Annotated in this window: 11 protein-coding genes; 1 reads left to right on the plus strand and 10 read right to left on the minus strand. The window is 72.3% G+C overall.

Features of this window, described 5'->3' with window-relative positions:
* Nucleotides 1-76: 76 nt before the first annotated feature.
* The 3 genes from ABCR83_RS15195 to ABCR83_RS15205 all read right to left on the minus strand — a co-directional run bounded on the left by ABCR83_RS15195 (nt 77) and on the right by ABCR83_RS15205 (nt 4,210).
* Nucleotides 77-1,270, minus strand: a complete 1,194-nt coding sequence (locus ABCR83_RS15195; RefSeq protein WP_462695589.1) for an IS110 family RNA-guided transposase — start codon at nt 1,268-1,270, stop codon at nt 77-79.
* A gap of 135 nt (nt 1,271-1,405) precedes the next feature.
* On the minus strand, nt 1,406-2,839 hold the full coding sequence (ltrA, locus tag ABCR83_RS15200) for a group II intron reverse transcriptase/maturase (protein WP_462695520.1): 1,434 nt from the start codon (nt 2,837-2,839) through the stop codon (nt 1,406-1,408).
* A 1,083-nt stretch (nt 2,840-3,922) separates the two neighbouring features.
* On the minus strand, nt 3,923-4,210 hold the full coding sequence (locus ABCR83_RS15205) for a transposase (protein WP_462695521.1): 288 nt from the start codon (nt 4,208-4,210) through the stop codon (nt 3,923-3,925).
* Nucleotides 4,211-4,674: 464 nt separating this feature from the next.
* Between ABCR83_RS15205 and ABCR83_RS15210 the strand changes: the two genes are divergently transcribed.
* The gene (locus ABCR83_RS15210; RefSeq protein ID WP_462695522.1) at nt 4,675-5,280 is read left to right on the plus strand and encodes a TetR/AcrR family transcriptional regulator; all 606 of its coding nucleotides are present in this window, start codon (nt 4,675-4,677) and stop codon (nt 5,278-5,280) included.
* Between the two features lie 655 nt (nt 5,281-5,935).
* On the opposite strand, the gene ABCR83_RS15215 is transcribed toward ABCR83_RS15210, so the two are convergent.
* From ABCR83_RS15215 to ABCR83_RS15245, 7 genes are all read right to left on the minus strand, one after another.
* A complete protein-coding gene (locus ABCR83_RS15215) occupies nt 5,936-13,849 on the minus strand; it encodes an SDR family NAD(P)-dependent oxidoreductase (RefSeq protein ID WP_462695523.1) in 7,914 nt (2,637 codons plus the stop codon).
* 183 nt (nt 13,850-14,032) lie between these two features.
* Entirely contained in the window at nt 14,033-14,734 is a 702-nt protein-coding gene (locus tag ABCR83_RS15220; protein WP_462695524.1) for a GntR family transcriptional regulator, read from the minus strand.
* A 76-nt stretch (nt 14,735-14,810) separates the two neighbouring features.
* Nucleotides 14,811-16,178 (minus strand): aldehyde dehydrogenase family protein, encoded by a 1,368-nt coding sequence (locus tag ABCR83_RS15225; RefSeq protein ID WP_462695525.1) that lies wholly within the window; start codon nt 16,176-16,178, stop codon nt 14,811-14,813.
* Entirely contained in the window at nt 16,175-17,179 is a 1,005-nt protein-coding gene (locus ABCR83_RS15230) for a proline racemase family protein (RefSeq protein WP_462695526.1), read from the minus strand. The genes ABCR83_RS15225 and ABCR83_RS15230 overlap by 4 nt, the downstream gene beginning before the upstream one ends.
* A 10-nt stretch (nt 17,180-17,189) precedes the next feature.
* Nucleotides 17,190-18,098, minus strand: coding sequence for a dihydrodipicolinate synthase family protein (locus ABCR83_RS15235; RefSeq protein WP_462695528.1), 909 nt, complete (start codon nt 18,096-18,098; stop codon nt 17,190-17,192).
* On the minus strand, nt 18,095-19,522 hold the full coding sequence (locus ABCR83_RS15240; protein WP_462695529.1) for an FAD-dependent oxidoreductase: 1,428 nt from the start codon (nt 19,520-19,522) through the stop codon (nt 18,095-18,097). The genes ABCR83_RS15235 and ABCR83_RS15240 overlap by 4 nt, the downstream gene beginning before the upstream one ends.
* The gene (locus tag ABCR83_RS15245) at nt 19,512-19,817 is read right to left on the minus strand and encodes a (2Fe-2S)-binding protein (protein ID WP_462695530.1); all 306 of its coding nucleotides are present in this window, start codon (nt 19,815-19,817) and stop codon (nt 19,512-19,514) included. Before ABCR83_RS15245 ends, ABCR83_RS15240 begins: the two co-directional genes overlap by 11 nt.
* Nucleotides 19,818-19,826: the final 9 nt, after the last annotated feature.

Raw genomic sequence — 19,826 nt, forward strand, 5'->3', positions numbered from 1 at the left:
TCGCTGATCACCCCGACGAGCGCCGCCGGGTCCGCCACAGCTACTTCACCCACAGACATCTCACGTGCGTAAGAAGTCAAGCCGCAACGGCCAGATCAGTAGATGAGGAGGTGAACGCGCGGTGTTCGTCGAAGACCTGCCGGGTCTGCAGGCAGTGGTAGAGCTGGCCGATCATGCGGTTGAGCAGATGCCGCTGGGCCTGGGCGTGCCAGTCCCCGTGTTCCCTGCGCCGGCGGTAGTGTGCGTCGGCTCCGGCCGAGGCCTTGAGCGAGGCGAAGGCCCAGAGGAAGCCCGCGTTGATGAGCCGGTTGTTCTTGATGAACCGGCGTCCGACGAAGCGTTTCTTGCCGGAGGCCCGGGTGATCGGGGCCGAGCCTGCGTAGGCCTTCAGGGCGCGGGCGTCGGCGAACCGGGTCCGGTCGTCGCCGATCTCGGCGAGCACGCGGGCCGCGAGCTGGACGCCCATGCCGGGGAAGCTGAGAAGGATCTCGGCGTCCGGGTGCTCGCGAAAGCTGGCCTCGACCGCCTCGGCGAGCTGGTCGGCCGCCTTGCAAGCACCGTCCAACTGGGCCAGCAGTGCTATGAGTTGGGATCCCATGGCGTCCTCGACCGCCGGGAGGTGACGGCCGTGCTCGGCGCGCAGGACGGTTCTGAGGCGGTCGGCCTCGGTGTCGATGCCGCGCTGGCGTCCGGCTCGCCTGAGGGCGGCCCGCAGCTGGGCCACGGTCAGCCGGGCCGCCTTCGCGGGTGTCGGCGCGGCGGTCAGGACAGCGCGGGCGTCCGGGCGGGCCAGGCCGTGCTGCTTGCCGAGGAAGGCCTCCAGCGCGGCTGGGTAGTACTCGCGCAGCAGCGAGCGGACCTGGTTGACCAGCTGCTGGCGGCTCCAGACCGCATCCTGCTGGGCCCGGGCCAGGACCGCGATGGCCTGGGCGAGTTCGCTGTCCGCGGGCAGCGGCCGGTGGGCGTGCATGTCGGTGCGCAGGATGTTCGCCAGGACGAGGGCGTCGCCGGGGTCGGACTTCTTGCGGCTGACGCCGTGGCGGTCCCGGTATCGGGCGGCGGCCAGTGGGTTGACCGCGAAGATGCGCCGTTTGCCGGTCCGCAGGGCGGCGACCAGCAGGCCGCGGCCGGTCTCGATGGCCACCGGTATCGGGTCGTCGGGGGTGTCGCCGTGCTCGGCGAGCAGATCGAGCAGCAGCCGGTAGCCGGCCGCGTTGTCGCCGATGCGGCGCTTGGCAAGCAAGGTGCCCGCTTCGTCGACCAAGGCGATGTCGTGGTGGGGTCGGCGCGGAGCGCGGTGCTGGGATTCCTCCCAGCCCGTTTCTCCGCGCCGCCCTCCCGAACCGGACGTGCGAGTTGGCCCCGCATCCGGCTCTCCACAAGCCCCGTTGGACAGGTGCTTTCCTCAGATCGTGCTGGGCCAGGGCGACGGAATGGTCGTCCCCCGAGGCCGGTATCGCGTGGTGACTACCGAGCCCGGGTTGAACAGGACGACGTCGCCGTCGTGCGGCCACCATCCGCCGTCGCAGTAGCGGCGGCGGAGTTCCTTCCACCCGGTGCCGAGGTGTTTGCGCCGGAGCCATCCGAAGACCTGACGCCAGACGATCATGCGCAGGTATTGGAAGGCCCGGGCGGACACCCCGGGGCGGAAGTAGGCGGTCCAGCCCCGCAGCACCTGGTTGAGCCAGTGCAGCAGGACTGCCAGCGGCAGGCTGACGTTCATCCGGCAGAGCGCCTTCGTCTTGGCCTTGATGGACCGAAGTGCCTTCTTGGCCGGGTAGTTGTAGACGTACTGCCGGTCGGTTCCTCGCTTCTGGTGGCGCTGGATGCGCCAGCCGAGGAAGTCGAGGCCCTCGTCGATGTGCGTGATCAGTGTCTTCTCTTCCGAGAGCCGCAGGCCGACGGTGGAGAGGACTTCCGCCACTTCTGGAAGCAGTGCCTCGGTGTGGGCTCGGGTGCCCGACACCAGAATGACGAAGTCGTCCGCATACCGGATCAACCGGTAGTTGGGCAGCCCCTTCTGGCGTCGTGTCCACCGTTGCTTCGTCGTGGACTGCGCCCCGCCGGGAGCCTTGACGAAGTGCTCGTCCAGGACCGAGAGGGCCACATTGCTCAGCAATGGCGAAAGAATTCCGCCTTGTGGGGTGCCGGTGACGGTCTCCTTGGAGGTGCCAGCCTCGGTGAGGATGCCCGCCTTCAAGAACGCCTTCACCAGCGCGAGCACGCGCTTGTCTCCGATCCGAGCCCGAACCCGGTCCATCAGGGTCGAGTGCGAGATCTCGTCGAAGCAGGCCGTGATGTCGCCCTCCAGCACCCATTCGTAGGTCTTGGATGCCAGAAAGCGTGTCTCGGCCATCGCGTCATGCGCCCGCCGGTTGGGGCGGAAGCCGTACGAGCACGGCGCAAAGTCCGCCTCGAAAATCGGCTCCAGCACCAGCTTCAAGGACGCCTGGACCACCCGATCGGCCACAGAAGGAATCCCAAGGCGCCGCCGCTTGCGCGGCGACCCCGGCTTGGGGATCATCCGTTCCCTGACCGGCACCGGACGGAAGCTGCGGGACTTCAACTGCTCCCGCAGCTCTGCGAGGAACTGTGCCTCGCCGATCCGTTCCCGGACGAAGGCGGCGGTCATCCCGTCGACTCCGGCCGAGCGTGCGCCCTTGTTCCCCGCAACCCGCTCCCAGGCCATGGCCAGGAACGCGGGATCGCAGACGAGGTTGTAAAGATCGTCGAACCGACGATGAGGATCGTCGTTCGCCCAACGGTGCAGCTTGGTCTGGATCTCCAGTACCCGTCGCTCGCCCCGGAACGAGCCGAGCGGCAGATCACTCGTATTCACCAGTGTCCTCCCGGTCTTCCAGCACTTCCACTACTGACTTGCTGGCTCCCTTGGCCATGCAGCCGGCTTTCCCGGCCTCGGACTACTACGGAGCCTCCGCCCCGCCCGGCGCCAACAGCAGACGACGCGCCTGTCCTTCCGCCGTGCTGGCTGCACGGGGCGAGGACGACACCGGACGGTTCCCACGTTCACTTGAGAGTCGATCGACGGGTGAGGCGCCCAGCTCTACCCCTGCGGCATCGCCACGGCTACGCCGCAGACATTCACCGTGGCCTCCTGGCCACTGATCACATGACGACCAGGAGTTACCCGCTCTCGCACAAGAAGCAGGTACACACCGCGACCAGCCCATATCCGCCAGATTTGAGCTGGTGGGCCGTTAAGGGGCGTCAGACACTGGTTCCTCTCGTACACCTTCCCGTCTCGCTGACCGGACCCGCGCCATCTGGCAGTACTGGCACGTCCCGACGTTGTCAGGGCTGCTCCCACCCTCCCCGGCGTCTCCCGGATCAGGCTGCCCTCAGCTTCACCCAGCCGCTGCGACGGCCAGGAGTCGAAGGTCTCTCACCCCCGCTCGACTTCAAGCGCCTCGTGGCGCACGTGGCTCTCGGCCCAGTCGATGCCGCAGAAGATCTTCAAGCCGTTCTCCTCGATGCTGGTATCTGTGCAGGTGACGAGCCTGTGCGGGCCACGCGGCGACCTAATCCCAGGACTCTTCGGTCCGCCATCTCACTAGCCGTTCGCGGCACCAGCGCGCCGCGCGGGCCCCGGTCTTCGCCAGAGCTCAAGGGCTCGCGGAGTTCGAGAGGGGTCACCGTGCGGCGGGCTCACACCACGACGGTCAACGTCCGGTACAGCCCGGCGGGTTTCGCGATGGCCCGAGGACACCGGACAGCCCCGCTCTGTCGGGAGGCATCAAGTGCCAGGAGACACCAAGGAGTCAGTCCGGTGCCCGCGTGACCACCGCGAAACCCGACCAACCAGCAGCACCGGTCTGTGGGGAGGCCTCCAGGGCCAAGACCATGCCAGGCGTCTGCCGGTCAGTCAGTCCGGAGCTCTCCTCGCGGAGCGATCCGGAACCACTTACACACGGATTAGGACCATGCAGCGTTTGAGGACATCACGCTCCATGACCAGCTCCTTGTTCTCCCTCTTCAGCTGCGCGACCTCCCGGCGCAGCCGGGCGACCTCCTCACTCTCCCCGGCCGTGACCCCGCCCGTTCTGCGGGCCCGGGACATCCAGCTGGCCAGCGTGGTCTCCTTGATCCCCAGGTCCTTCGCCACCTCGGCGAGAGTCCTGCCGGTTTCAGCAACGATCCGCACAGCCCCTTCACGGAACTCGGCATCGAACTTCCGTCTCGTGTTCGCCATGACTCCCAACTTCCCTTGCACTCACGGTCTCTACGCCACGAGGGGAAGGCCACCCGGGAGGACACCAGGACGGCGAAGTTTGGTACCGCGGCCGATGCCACGTTGGAAAGGGTCATCAACGCCATCAACCCGAGGATCAGGAGCCTGCGGTCCAGTGCGCCGACGAGTACCGGCACCACTGGTGCCGCGACCGCGGCGACCAGGCTGGGCACCGTCACCATAAGCCCAGCTGTTCCTTCGGAGACCGACAGTGCCGACCCCACGGAGGTGAGCAGGCCGATCGGCAGTTGCTCGGCGGTCACCAGCAGGAACGTTCCAAGGCCACTGCGCTGATCGCCAGCCAGTGATCCTCTTTTGGTGTCTGCGGGGCGCCAGCCAGGGCGGTGCACTGTTCTGCGGTCGTCACCGGTGTCTCCTCCATTTATTCGGGAGCGATCGCTCCACAAGTTCGGTAGACTCAGGGCATGGCACGCCCCAGACAGTTCGACGAGCAGGACGCGGTCGTCAGAGCGACCGAGCTGTTCTGGCGACGCGGTTATCACGCCACGTCGGTGCGTGATCTGGGTGACGAGCTCAAGCTCACGCCCAGCAGCATGTACCGGACGTTCACCGACAAGCACACGCTGTTCCTGCGCGCGCTCGACCACTACCGGGCCACGGAGTCCGCTCAGGCGGAGCGATTGCTCGGCACCGACAGCCGGCCGATCCGGCAAGTGCTGCGGGACTGGATGCTGTGGCTGGTCACCTGCCCGCCCGGCGGCGAGCCCGGCCGAGGCTGCTTCGTGGTCAACACCGCCACCGAACTCGGCACCAGCGACGACCAGGTCAGCCAGCGGACCGAGGCCGCCTTCGAGGTCACCCGGCAGGCACTGCGCTCGTTGCTGCTTCAGGGGCGGCGCAAGGGCGAACTGCCCGCCGACCTCGGCGTCGACGCCGCCGTGGAACTGCTGTTCACCACGGTCCTCGGGCTGCGGGTACGGGAACGCGCCAGCCACGACCCCGAACGTCTGGCCACCGCGATCGACGTCGCGATCCGTGTGTTGGGGCCCACGCCGACGACACCTTCCTGACCACCACGGCATTACCTCCACCGGACCACTGGCGACTGGTCAGAAGTGCAGACCACGGCCATGGGCTGTCGTCCCCGCAGACCCTGCGGGACGAGTTCGGCAAGCTCCCGACCAGCGAGGGGCGGACACCGCCCGACGTGCTCGTCGAGGTAATGCACGACTGGGTCGACAAGCGGCGCAGAGCGCCTGACGCCAAGAGAAGGCGACCCGTACCCACCAGATCGTGCAACCGCGCGCTCTCCCGTGCCCGTGCCCAGGGTCGATCCCGATGGACGACTGGAACGCCCCGCCGAGCGGCTGAGACTCCTCGCCGACCGCATCTCGGCCGGCCACAGCCCGGCGCTGGTCCTCGGGCCGGAAGTCGGGGCCGGGGGACGAGTCCTGGGACGCCTGGTGTCTTCTCCGGTACTGCGAAGGATTTGAGGGTCGGGTATGCGTGGTTGCGCATGACCACGTAGATGATCGGTGGTTGGTGCCGGGGCGCTGTCCGGATGCCCTGGACGGGGTACTGGGCCGAAGGCCGGGCCCGGCGAGGGTTCCCAGGCCGGAAAAGGCCCGAGCAGTGACGATCAGCACCCGTCGGCGGCGATCCCGGCGGCGCCGGTTGTTCCGCAGGCCCGGCATCACCTCCGCCAACGGGCTTGGTCCGGACCGGTCATGGGCCGCCCGGCCCGGCGAGCCAGGCGCTGATCTCTCCGGCGGTGGTACGGGCGTCCTCCCCGATGACGCTCCAGTGGTCGCCGGGGACATCGGCGGTCGTGCACGGAGCGGGCCAGGAGGGCTGCCGCCAGCCCCCGCCCGGGGACGGCGGCCGGGTGGCGCGAACCAGCAGGGTGGGAACCGGCAGGGGTTCCGGGGTCCAGCCGCGGGCCAGACGGCTGTAGGCGCCCAGGGCCGCCAGGGAGGTGTCGTCCACCGCGGCGTCGAACCGCTCGCCGAGTTCGAGGGCCGGGCGGGCGGGCATGGCCAGCAGCCACGGCAGGTCCTCGTCGCCCGGGGTGACGTGGTAGGTGTCGACGAGGACGAGACCGGCCGGCGGGGTCGCGGTGTCCGCCAGCCGGGCGGCCACGGAGTGGGCCGCACAGCCGCCCATCGAGTGGCCGACGAGGACGTAAGGGCGGTCGCCGAGGTGCTCCCGCACGGTGGCGGCGTGGAGTTCCGTGAGGGTGTCCCAGGTACGGGGGACGACTTCTCCCCGGTCGAGTGCCGGGTGCCGGAGCTCGAGGACGTCCCGTTCGCCGCGGAAGAAGGAGGCCAAGGTGGCGAAACAAGGGCGGCCGAGGCCGGGGGTGAAGGCCGGGAAGCACACCAGCGCGGGAGCGCCGTCCGTGCCCTCGGCCAGTCGGAGCGGGGCGAGCGAGTGGTGGGCAGCCTCGGCAGGGCCGAAGGAGGGCAGCGCGAGGGAGGCCGTGACAAGCAGGTGCATGGCCGAGACGACGTCGCCGGTCTCGCACACGCGCCGGTGGAGGGAGGCGAGCGTCCGGGGCGGGCGGGGCCCGGCCTGCTCCGGCCCCGGCTCTCCCGGCATTGCCTCGTACAGGTGGTCGGCGAGTTCCTGCGCGCTCGGCCGGTCGAGGACGACGGCCGCTCCCAGGGACAGGCCGGTACGAGCGCTGAGCCGGTTGCGCAGCAGGACCCCGGCCAGGGAATCGAGGCCCAGCTCGGTGAGGGGGCGGTCGGGTGGCACGGCGGAGGCGTCGGGGTGGGCGAGGACCTCGGCGATTTCCTGGCGGACCAGTTCCAGCAGCGCGGCGCGCCGGTCGGTGTCCGGCAGTGCGTCGAGCCGTTGCCGCCCGGACGCGGGCGCCGCGCTCCCGGAGTGCGCGGTCGGGCGGGCCGGAGGGAGCAGGGTACTCAGGAGCGGCGAGGTGCCGCCGGGAGGGGCGGTGGGCCGGGGCGGGGCGATCAGCAGCGGGGCGAGCACCGGGGCGTCCGTGCCCAGGGCGGCGTCGAACAGGGCCAGCGCGTGGTCGGGGGGCATCGCTCGTAGAACGCCGTCGTCCGCCGGGCCGGGGCGGTCCGGGCGGGCCGCCGCCATCCCGTCCGGTCCGCCCCAGGGTCCCCAGGCGAGGGAGAGAGCGGGCAGGCCCAGGGCGGCGCGATGCCGGGCGAGGGCGTCCAGGAAGGCATTGGCGGCGGCGTAGCTGGCCTGGCCCGGATTGCCCAGCAGTCCGGCCGCTGAGGAGAACAGGACGAAGTGCGACAGGGGCAGGCCCTCGGTCGCCTCGTGCAGGTTCCAGGCCGCGTCCGCCTTCGGCCGCAGTACGGCGTCCAGCCGTTCGGGCGTGAGGGCCTCCAGGATGCCGTCGTCGAGGACTCCGGCAGCGTGCACCACGGCGGTGAGGGTGGACGCGTACCGCGCGACCGTGTCCGTCAGCCGGGCACGGTCGGCGGCATCGCAGGCGAGCACGTCCGCACGGGCCCCGGAGCGTTCCAGCGCGGACCGCAGCCGGGTGGCCCCTGCCGCCCGCGGGCCGCGTCGGCTGAGCAGGACCAGGTGCCGGACCCCGTGCCGGGTGACCAGGTGCCGGGCGAGGAGCGCGCCGAGGCCCCCGGTGCCGCCGGTGATCAGCACGGTGCCGCCGTCCAGGACACCGCTGCGGGCAGGTTCCCGCGTCGCGGGCGTGAGTCGGGGGACGCGTACGGCGCCTTCGTGCAGGGCGAGTTGTGGCTCGCCGGTGGCGACGGCGGCGGGCAGCAGCAGGGGGGATGAGGGGTGGTCGTCGAGGTCGACCACGGTGAGCCGTCCGGGGTGCTCCGACTGCGCCGAGCGCACCAGGCCCCACACGGCGGCGGCCGGCAGGTCCGGGGCGCCGCGGAAGGCGCCGCGGGTCACCACGACCAGTCGCCCGCCATGGTCCGCCGGGCGGGACAGATGCTCCCGCAGCACCCGCAGGGCGCGTGCGGTGAGGGCGCGCGTGGCCTCGGCGGGGTTCTCCACCTCGGCCGCCGGTGGGGCGGTCAGGGAGACGACGGCCGGCCCGGGGTCCGTACCGGCCTCGGAGAGCGCTGTCCGGAGTCCCAGGTCGTCGGGTTGCGTCACGGTGAGCGCCGGTCCGTCGCCGTGGGCCGGAACGCCGACCCAGTGCGGGCAGTACAGGGCCCCGGCTCCGTCCTCGGGGAGGGGCGTCGGCAGCGGACGCGTGGTCACGGACCCCACTTCGGCCACCGGCGCGTTCGCAGGATCGGTGAGACGCACGCTGAACTCGTCCGCACCGGCGGTGCGGACGCAGACGCGCAGGGCCGTGGCGCCGACGGCGTGAACGGCCGTGTCGCACAAGGCGAAAGGGACGCGGGTGGGGCCGACGGAGCCTGCGGCGAGCAGGGGCACGTGCAACGCCGCGTCCAGCAGGGCGGGATGGATGACACAGCGTCGCGCTTCGGCGTGCAGCTCGGCAGGCAGTCGCACGTCGGCGAACAACTCCCCCGAACTCGGCTTCCGCCAGAGGGCCGTGACGCCCCGGAACGCCGTCCCATAGGTGTGTCCCGCCGCGGCCGGCCGCTCATAGGCACCGGTGAGGTCGACGGGCACGGCCCCCTCGGGCGGCCAGGCCATGCCGTCACCCCCGTGCCCCCGGGCCTCCGGTACGGGGCCGAGCCGCCCTGTCGCATGGTGGGTCCAGCCGCCGAGCGGGCCCGTCGCCCGGGGGCGGGAGTGGATGTCCACCGTGCGGCGGCCGGCGGCGTCCGGTTCGCCGAGCGCCACCTGCAGCTGTATCCGCCCGCCCGCGTCGGGCAGGACGAGCGGGGACGGCAGCACCAGATCCTCCAGTCCGCCGAGTCCGCATGCTTCGCCCGCGTGGAGCGCCGTCTCGACGAACACCGCCGCGGGGACGAGTGTGCGCCCGGCGACGACATGGTCGTGGAGCCACGGCTGGTCCGTACCGGACAGATTGCCGGTGCACAGCAGGCGCTGGGTACCGGGCAGCGTGACGGTCTCGGTCAGCAGTGGATGGCCGCGGTCGTCCGTGCGGGGTGCGGACGGGGCGGTGCTGCCGGGCAGCCAGTGGCGCAGGCGCTGGAACGGGTACGTCGGCAGGTCCACCCGCCGGGCGCCACGGCCCTCGTACACCCGGTGCCAGTCGACCGGGACTCCCTCCACATGCAGCCGGGCCACGGCGGACAGCAGCGCGACGGGTTCCGGAGCACCGCCCCGCGCGGTGGCCACGAACACGGGTGCGCGGCCGTCCTCTTGGGCGGGCCCGGCGGTGGCCGCCGCGGTGAGCTGCGCTCCTGGGCCCAACTCTGCGCAGACGGTGACACGTTCGTCGTGCGTCAGCCGGTGCACGACATCGGCGAAGCGCACGGTGGCACGGGCGTGCCGCGTCCAGTACTCGGCCGAGCGCAGGTCGTCCCCTTCGGCCATGCGACCGGTCAGGGCGGACATCACCGGGATGCGCGGCGCATGGGAGTTCAGGGCGGCGGCGGCTCGTTCGAAGGCGGCCAGGGCCGGTTCCATCAGCGGGGAGTGGAAGGCGTGGGCGACTCGCAGCCGGGTGACTCGCCGCCCGCGGGCGGCGAAGCGGTCCGCGACGGCGAGTACGGCTTCCTTCTCCCCGGAGACGACGACCGAGCGCCGGGCGTTCACGGCGGCGACGGCCGCGCGGTCCTCGATCGCGCGCAGTTCCGTGAGGGCCTCCTCTTCGGAGGCTTCCAGGGCCACCATGGCTCCGCCGCCGGGGAGTTGTTGCATGAGGCGTCCGCGTGCGGCGACGAGGGCGACGGCGTCCGGCTCCGTCAGGATGCCCGCGACATGGGCCGCGACGATCTCGCCCAGGGAGTGCCCGGCCAGAACGTCGGGCCGGATCCCCCAGGATTCCAGCAGCCGGAAGAGGGCCACTTCGAAGGCGAACAGACCCGCCTGGGCGAGGTCCGTCCGGTTGCGGACGGCCGCGGCGTCCGCGGTGTCCTCGGGAGCCCACAGCACCTCCTTCAGCGGAGGGAGGCCGTCGCCGAAGGCCGCGTCGAAACGGGCGCACAGGGCGTCGAAGGCCGTTGCGAAGGCCGGGAATACGCCGTGCAAGGCGCGTCCCATGCCGGGGTGTTGTGCCCCCTGGCCGGTGAAGAGCACGGCGAGACGGGCCGTGGGCGCGGCGGTGGTCCGGACCGCGGCGCCGGCCCGGGTCGTGGGGCCGTCCGCCGCCAGGCCGTCCAGGGCGTTCAGCAAAGCGGCACGGTCACCGGCGGGCACGGCGGCGCGGCAGGAGAGCGCGGCACGGGTGGTGGCCAGGGAGAAGGCGACGTCCAGCGGAGACAACTCCGGCTCCACGCACAGCAGTTCGGCGATCCGCCGGCCCTGGTCGCGGAGCGCGCCCGCGTCCGCGCCCGACAGGAGCAGCGGGGGCGGCGCGGGGTCCGCGGGGCGGTCAGGCCATCCGGCAGAGGTTTCGGGGGCGGCTTCTTCCAGGATGAGGTGGGCGTTGGTCCCGCCGATCCCGAATGCCGACACCCCGGCGCGGCGGGGCCGTCCGTCGGCCGTCGGCCATTCCCGGTCCTCCGTCAACGGCCGTACGCCGCCCGCGTCCCAGTCCACCTGTGGTGTGGGCCGCTCGCAGTGCAGGATGCGCGGCAGCCGCCCGTGGCGCATGGCCATGACGGTCTTGATGACACCGCCGACGCCCGCCGCGGCCTGGGTGTGCCCGGTGACGGACTTCAGCGCGCCCAGCCACAGCGGGCGGTCCGCCGGGCGGTCCTGCCCGTAGGCGGCCTGGAGCGCCCGGGCCTCGACGGGGTCGCCGAGCGCGGTGCCGGTGCCGTGTGTCTCCACGGTGTCGATGTCCGCCGGAGTCAGCCCGGCGTCGGCCAACGCCCGCCGGATGACGTCCTGTTGGGCCGGGCCGCTGGGGGCGGTGAGTCCGTTGGAGGCGCCGTCGGAGGCGACGGCCGAGCCGCGCAGCACTGCCAGCACGGGGTGGCCGTTGTGCCGGGCGTCGGACAGCCGCTCCAGCAGGACCAGGCCCGCGCCCTCGCCCCAGCCGGTGCCGTCCGCTGCCGCGGAGAAGGGCTTGCAGCGGCCGTCCGGCGCCAGGGCGCGCAGCCTGCTGAAGGCAACGAACGGCACCGGTGTGGCCATCACGGTGACTCCCCCGGCGACGGCCAGCGCGCACTCGCCGGAGCGCAGCGCCCGCGCCGCCCAGTGCAGGGCCACGAGCGAGGACGAGCAGGCGGTGTCCACGGTCACGGCGGGCCCGCGGAGCCCCAGGTGGTGGGCGAGGCGGCCGGACGTCACGCTGCCCGCCGACCCCAGTGCGAGGTGCGCCTCCAGCTCGTGGGGCCCGTGGTGCAGGAGGCGTCCGGCGTAGTCGTCGTGCATGACGCCGACGAACACCCCGGTGTCGCTGTCCCGCAGGGTGAGCGGGTCGATGCCGGCCCGCTCCCACAACTCCCAGGAGATCTCCAGCAGCAGCCGCTGCTGCGGGTCGGTGGCCAGGGCCTCGCGGGGGGACATGCCGAAGAAGGCCGCGTCGAAGTCCGTGGCCCCGCGCAGGAATCCACCCCGGCGGGTGACGGAGGCGCCGAGGCGGTCCGGGTCGGGGTCGTGGATACCGGCCGGGTCCCAGCCACGGTCGGCGGGGAAGCCGGACGTCGCGTCGGCTGCGTCCGCGACCAGGCGCCACAGCTCCTCGGGAGAGGTGACGTCGCGGCCGGCTCCCGGGTAGCGGCACGCCATGGCGACCACGGCCAGCGGCTCCCCGGCCGCCCCGGTGCGGGGCGTACGGGCTGCCGCCTTGGTGTCCGGATCGCCGAAGAGGGAGGTGCACAGGCTCCGGGCCACGGCGGCGGGGGTCGGCCGGTCGTACACCAGCGTCGTGGGCAGGGTCAGCCCGGTGACCGCGGTGAGCCGGTCGCGCAGCCGTACTCCCGCGAGGGAGGTGAACCCCAGCCCGGCGAAGGGCCGTTCCGGGTCCACATCCTGTCCCGGCATGTCACCGGCTTCGGCCACGGCTTCGAGGACCAGGCGCAGCACGGCTTCGTGGCGTGCGGACGCGGGCAACGGCCGCAGCCGTTCGAGGAGCCCAGAGGTGGCCGTAGCGCATAACGTGGCGGCCTTCTCTGCTGACTGCCCGGCCAGCGCCCGCCGTTGGACCTTGCCGGAGCGTGTACGGGGCAGCGCGGCCGTCTCGTGGAACTCGTGAGGCACCTTGACCGCCGACAGCCTCGCCCGGCACGCGGCGCGGAGGGTATCGGTGTCCACGCCCTGAGGGCGGGATACGACGAATGCCACGGGCACCTCGCCCAGCACGTCGTGCGGCCTGCCGACGACGGCCGCGTCCGCGACGCCGGGACAGCTCAGCAGTACGTGTTCGACCTCGCCGGGGTTGACGTTCTCACCGCCGCTGATGATCAGTTCCTCGACCCTGCCGGTGACGCGCAGACAGCCGTCGCGGGTGCGGCGGCCGAGGTCTCCGGTGCGGTACCAGCCGCCCTGTACGGCCCGGGCCGTCTCGTCGGGGCGGTGGTGATAGCCGGTCATCAGGTGGGGGCCGCGGACGCGGATCTCCCCTTCGCCTCCGTCGGCGATGTCCTCACCGGTCGTCGGGTCGGTCACCCGCACCTCGACACCGGGCACCGGCACGGGAGGCCTGCCCGGCGTGGCGCCGTCGAACGGGGTGACCGCGATCTTGCCGCAGGTCTCGGTGGAGCCGTAGCCGTCGAGCAGCGGAACGCCCAACTGCCGCTCGACCGCCGAGCGCAGCTCCGGCGGGCAGGGCGCGCCCGCGCTCACGCACCGACGCAGACCCGGCAGCGGCCGCCGGGAGGGGCGGGACAGTTCGTCGAGCAGCAGCCGGTACGTGGCGGGCACGCCGGCGAGGAGGGTGAACGGCCGGTCGGCCAGCGCGTGAGCCGGACGGGCACCGCGGTCCAGGAGGTACGCGCCGGCCCCCACCGTGACCACCCCCAGCAAGCACAACGAGTGGGCATAGGCGTGGGCCATCGGCAGCGGCCAGAGCAGACGGTCCTGCGGCCCCAGCCCCCACAGCGGGACGTAGGCCGCCGCCACCGACCACAATGCGGCGCGCTGAGTGGACACCACGCCCTTGCCCGGACCGGTCGCGCCCGAGGTGTAGAGGATCCAGGCCGGTTCGTCGAGACCGAGGTCGTCGCGCGGCAGGAGTCCGGGGTCGCTGCCCGCCAGTTCTTCAAAGGTGCCCGTGTCCACCGCCAGCGTCCGCGGACCCGGACCGGCACGTCCGACCGCCGGCAACAGAGCGGCTTCCGTGATGACCAGCACCGGTGCGCAATCACCGATCAGATGGGCCAGTTCGGTCTCCGTCGAGCCGGGGTCGAGCAACGCCCCCACGGCTCCCGCACGCAGCACGGCCAGCCAACTCTCCACCAGCTCCACCCGGTTGCCCGTGCAGAGCGCTACCCGGTCGCCGTGCCGTACGCCCATCCGCCGCAGATGACCCGCGAGCCGGGCGGTCCGCCGGGCCAGTTCCCCGTAGGTCAGGCTCCGCCGGGCGTCCTCGTAGGCGATGCGGCCCGGTCCGCGCGCGGCGTGTTCCTTCAACGCGTCGGGCAGGGGACGGATCAGTTCGTCGTGCACCCTGGTCGCATCTTCGCCCATGAGGCCCCCTCCGCCATGGCCGCACCGCGGTCGCCCCGGCCAACATACCCGGCCACTGGGCCGCCCACGGCGCGCCGGACCTGCTTATCGACGGCATCCGGGAGTTCTTCCGGGCACTGGGCGGTAAGTCCGGTGGCGTGGACGGCGGCCGCGGTCAGTGGCCACCGGCGGGGCGGGAGGGAATCATGGATTCCCTTTCGCCATCGAGTCCTGGCCGGCCGCCTCGCTCCTGGCCCAGAGGGAGCGGACATGGCCCAGGTGCCGGGCCGTGCATTTCTCCGCGCCCTTGGCGTCGCCCGCCAGCATCAGATCGAGGAGTTCCAGGTGTTCCTCGGCGGACGGGATCAGTTCGCCGCGCTGGTCGAGCGCGGTGAGTCCATAGAGGCGGGAGCGCTTGCGCAGGTCGCCGACTGTCTCCACCAGGCGTTCGTTTCCGGAGAGTGCCAGCAGGGAGAGGTGGAACTGGCGGTCGGATTCCAGATAGCCGATGAGGTCGTGTTCACGCGCCGCTTCGACGATCTTCTCGGCGACCGGGCGGAGGGTTTCCAGGTCCTCGTGGGTGGCGGTGCGGGTCACCCGGCCGACGGTGGGGATCTCGATCAGGGCGCGGATCTCGGTGTACTGGTCGAGGTCGCTTTCGTTGACCTCGGTGACCCGGAAGCCCTTGTTGCGGACGGGCTCGACCAGCCCTTCACGGGCCAGGTCGAGCATTGCCTCGCGCACCGGCGTGGCCGAGATCCCGAAGTCCTCGGCCAGCACCGGCGCCGAGTACACCTCGCCGGGTCGCAGCTCACCGGAGATCAACGCGGCCCTCAGGGCATGGGCGACCTGGTCGCGCAGCCTCTCCCGGGTGGCGTTGAGGTCGCGCTGCGTCAGGTGCCCCATGGCGATGGTGATCCCTTCATGCCGGAGTGAATCAGCCGGAGTGGATCACCAGAGTACAATGTCACGTTTTTTGGCGTCACGCCGTTCCGGCTGGTGACAGGGTGTAGGTGCGGCCGGCGGTGTAGAACTCCAGTGCCGCACGGCCCTGTTCGCGCGGACCGTGGCCGGATGCCTTGGCACCGCCGAACGGCAGGTGGAAGTCGACGCCGGTGGACGGGGCATTGATCCGGATCATTCCGGTGTCGAGTTGGTCAAGGCCGTACAGGGCCGCGTCCAGCTCCGTGGTGTGGACCGAGGTGACCAGGCCGTACGGGGCGGAGTTGGTGATCCGTACCGCCTGGTCCAGGTCGTCGGCGGGCAGCAGTGCGGCAACCGGGCCGAACACCTCCTCGGTCAGCAGCCGGTGGCCCGGGGGCACCTTCTCCACCAGGGTCGGTGCCGCATACCAGCCGGGACGGGCGGGCATGCCACCGCCGGCCAGCACCGAGAGTCCGCCCCAGGCCGCGCCGACCTCCTCCCGGGCGTGTTCGCTGATGAGCGGGCCGCAGACGGTGGCCGGGTCCGCCGGGTCGCCCACCGGGACGGCCCGCAGCGCCTCCGAGAGGGCTTCGCGCAGCGGGTCGACGGCGGCACCCACGGCGATGACCCGGCTGGTGGCGGTGCACTTCTGTCCGGCGTACCCGGCGATCGCGGCGGCGATATGGGCGGCGGCCCGGCCGATGTCGGCGTCGGGGAGGACGATCGCCGCGTTGAGCCCGCCCATTTCGGCCTGGGCCGGGATGCCTCGGGCCGTGGCGGTGCGTACCACCGCGTTGCCGGCGGCGGTGGAGCCGGTGAAGGAGACCACATCGGCGGCGGAGACCAGGGCCTCGCCTTCGACCGCGCCGCCGGGGAGCACAGTGAACACCCCGTCCGGCAATGCCTGTTGGGCCAGGGCGGCGAGTCGTTGGGCGCAGGCCGTGGCCTCGGGGGCGGGCTTGAGGACGACCGCGTTGCCGACCGCAAGCGCCGGTGCCGCCTTCCAGGCCGGGATGGCGAGGGGGAAGTTCCACGGGGTGACGAGCCCGGCGACGCCATGGGGGCGGCGCCGGGTGAACAGCAGCCCCGGCCCGGCCGCCGGCTCGTGGACGGCGCCGGTGGGTTCATAGGGTGCCTGGGCGTAGTAGCGCCAGATCGCGGCAGTACGGGCGACTTCGGCCCGTGCCTCGGTGAGCGGCTTGCCCACCTCGCGTACGGCCAGCGCGGCCAGTTCCTCCGCGGCGGCCTCGACGGCGGTGGCGATCGCGCCGAGCGCCGCCGAGCGGTTGGCCGCGCCCGTCGTCAGCCACTCGGGCTGGGCCGCCCGCGCCCGTGCGGCGGCGTCCCCGGCGGCACCGGCGCCGGGCGCCGGGATCCGCACCAGGACATCGGATGGATCCGCCGGATTGCGCGAGATGACGGTCATAGCAGGAAACCTCCGGGAAAGGGGTCGTCCGGGTCGAGGAAGTACTGGGCGGTGCCGGTGATCCAGGCGCGTCCGGTGATGGTCGGTACGACCGCGGGCAGTCCGCCGACCTGCGTGTCGGCGACCAGTCGTCCGGTGAAGCGGGTCCCGATGAAGGATTCGTTGACGAAGTCCCGGCCGAGGGGGAGTTCACCGCGGGCGTGGAGCTGGGCCATCCGGGCAGAGGTGCCGGTCCCGCATGGCGAGCGGTCGAACCAGCCGGGATGGATGGCCATGGCGTGCCGTGAGTGGTGTGCGTCGGAGCCGGGAGCCGCGAGATAGACGTGCTTGACTCCGGCGATCTCCGGCTGCTCCGGGTGGACGGGGCGGTCCGGTGAGGCGTTGACCGCATCCATGATGGCGAGCCCGGCAGCCAGCAGCTCGTCCTTGCGGGCCCGGTCGAACGACAACCCGAGCGCGCCGAGTTCGACGAAGGCATAGAAGTTGCCGCCGAAGGCCAGGTCAAAGGTCACCGTCCCGAGGCCCGGCACCCGGACCTTGCGGTCCAGGCCGACGCAGTACGCGGGCACATTGGTGAAGGTGACGGATTTCGCCGCGCCGCCCTCCACCCGTACGTCGACGGCGACCAGCCCGGCCGGGGTGTCCAGCCGCACCGTGGTGGCCGGCTCCCGCACCGCCACCATGCCCGTCTCCACCAGCACGGTGGCGACCCCGATGGTGCCATGGCCGCACATCGGCAGCAGCCCGGAGACCTCTATATAGAGGACGCCGTAGTCGGCGTCGGGGCGGGTCGGCGGCTGGAGGACGGCGCCGCTCATGGCCGCATGGCCCCGTGGCTCGTACATCAGCAGGGTACGGAGATGATCGAGGTGCTCGATGAAGTGCAGCCTGCGCTCGGCCATGGTGGCGCCGGGGACCACTCCGACGCCACCGGTGATCACCCGGGTGGGCATGCCCTCGGTGTGCGAGTCGACTGCGTGGAAGACATGGCGAGTACGCACCGGCGAGCTCCTAGCGGTGACCGTGGGCGATGGCCTGCTCGGTGGCCGCCCGCACCGCGGCCTCGGTCTCCCCGGTGAGCGGGAAGCGCGGCGGGCGGACGGGTCCGCCCCGGCGGCCCCCGATGTCCATGGAGAGTTTGATGGCCTGGACGAACTCCGTCTTGGAGTCCCAGCGCAGCAGCGAGTGCAGCGACTTGTAGAGCGGCAGGGCCACCTCCAGGTCACCGGCGACGGCCGCGTGGTACAGCTCGGCGCAGCTGGCCGGGAAGGCATTGGGATATCCGGCGACCCAGCCGACCGCACCGGCCATGGCCAGTTCCAGGAGTACGTCGTCGGCGCCGGTCAACAGGTCGAGTCCGGGCGCCAGTTCGGCCGTCTCATAGGCGCGTCGTACGTCGCCGCTGAACTCCTTCACCGCGATGATGCTGCCGTCCCGGTGCAGCCGGGCCAGCAGTGCGGGGCTCAGATCGACCTTGGTGTCGATGGGGTTGTTGTAGGCGACCACCGGCACACCGGCCCGGGCGGCCTCGGCGTAGTGGGCGCATACGGCCCGCTCGTCGGCGCGGAAGGCGTTCGGGGGGAGGAGCAGGACGGAGCCACAGCCGGCCTCGCCGGCCTGCTCGGCCCAGCGGCGGGCCTCGGCGCTGCCATAGGCGGCGACCCCGGGCATCACCCTGGCTCCGTCGCCCGCCGCCTCGACGGCGGTCCGGACGACCCGGGCGCGCTCCTCGTCGGTGAGGGTCTGGTACTCCCCCAGGGAGCCGTTGGGCACCACTCCGTCACAGCCGTTGTCGATCAGCCAGCGGACGTGCTCGGCGTAGGCGTCGTAGTCGACGGACAGGTCATCGCGCAGCGGGAGCGCGGTGGCGACCATGATGCCGCGCCAGGGGTGGGTGGTGTTCCAGGTGGTGGCGGTCATGCGGGTGAGCCTTTCGTGGTTGTGTCAGGCTTGAGCGAGCTGAGCGCCGAGAGGGGAACGGGCAGGGCGAACGGGCGGCGTTCCGCGGCCGGTTGCACGGCACCGCCACCCGCGGCGAGACAGGCCACCGCGGCGCCGCACATCCGCCCCTGGCACCAGCCCATCCCGGCCCTGGTGAACAGCTTGACGGTACGGGCGTCACGCGCCCCGAGCTCGTCGACCGCGCTATGGATACGGCCCGCGGTCACCTCCTCGCAGCGGCACACCTCGGTGTCCTCGGTGAGCCACCGGGACCAGCCGGGGCCCGGTGTGTGGGCGGCCACCATGACCTCGGCGAAGGCCCGCATCCGGTCCCGGCGGCGGCGCAACTCCGCTACCCGGCCGGGCCGTCCGGGGCGGCCCCGCACCCGGGCGGCGGCCGCGATCCCGGCCAGCTCGCCCTCGGTACGGGCCAGTTGGGCACCTCCGATGCCACCGGTCTCGCCCGCCGCCCACAGTCCGCGGGCCGAGGTCTCCTGGAGTCCGTCCAGGACCAGGGCCGTGGTGCCGTCGGGCAGCGGGCGGGTAGCGCAGCCCAGGGTGGTGGCCAGCTCGATCTGCGGGACCAGGCCATGGCTCACGGCCAGCGCATCGCACTCGATCACCCGGCCCGACCCCCGGATGGGCCGCCAGTCGCGGTCGAGGCGGGTGACGGTGACGGCCTCCACCCGGTCGCCGCCGTGCGCCTCGGTGACCGCGCTATGGGTGCACAGCCGCACCCGGTGCCGGAGCAGTGCGGAGCCATGGACCACCGCCTCGGCCAGTTTGCGCGGGTTGGTGGCGAGTGGCCGGGGGTGACGGGCGTACCGCAGATATCCGGAAGCTTCCACCACGGCCGGGACCTCGGCACCGGCGGCGGCCAGCGAGGCGGCCACCGCCGGCAGCAGCGGCCCGCTGCCCGCCACCACGATCCGTCTTCCGGGCAGCACCAGCTGGGACTTGAGCATCGCCTGTGCCCCGCCCGCGGCCACCACTCCGGGCAAGGTCCAGCCGGGAAAGGGCAGTTGGCGCTCGTAGGCGCCGGTCGCGAGCAGCACCGTCCGCGTGCGCAGGCGCACCGGCTCCGCGTCGCCGTCGGCGCCGGTGGTGGCATGCACCGTCCAAAGATCGTCATCGCCCTTGGCCACGGTCCATACATGATGTCCGGTGAGCCGAGTGATGTCGCTCGCCGCCAGGCGGGCGCGCAGGGCGGTGAAGGCGGACCAGTCGTGGTGCAGGGCCTCGGGCCGCCTGGCCCCCGCCTCGGGTGCCGGGTGCCGGTAGAACTGGCCGCCGGGCTGGGCGGAGCCGTCCAGCAGGGCGACCCGGAGGCCGAGTTCGGCCGCCACGACCGCGCCCGCCAGACCGGCGGGGCCCGCGCCGATCACCGCCAGGTCATAGCGCATGGCCGTGTCCCTCCTGGGTGGTGATGGCATCGCCGGGACGGGCGGGCAGCAGGCAGGCCCTGCGGTTGGGCTCGCCGTTGACGGTGGCCAGGCAGTCGTAGCACTGGCCGATGCCACAGAAGGCGCCCCGCGGGCGGCCGCCGATGCGGGTGGTGCGCCAGGCGAGGATCCCCGCGCCCCAGAGGGCGGCGGCGATGGACTGGCCTGGCCGGGCGGTGACCGGGCGGCCGTCCAGGGTGATCTCGAACGACGGCTCGGGCTGCGCCCCGACCAGTTCGGTGGGGGTACGGGCCACAGCGGGCCT

This window comes from Streptomyces xingningensis (genome assembly GCF_054957865.1).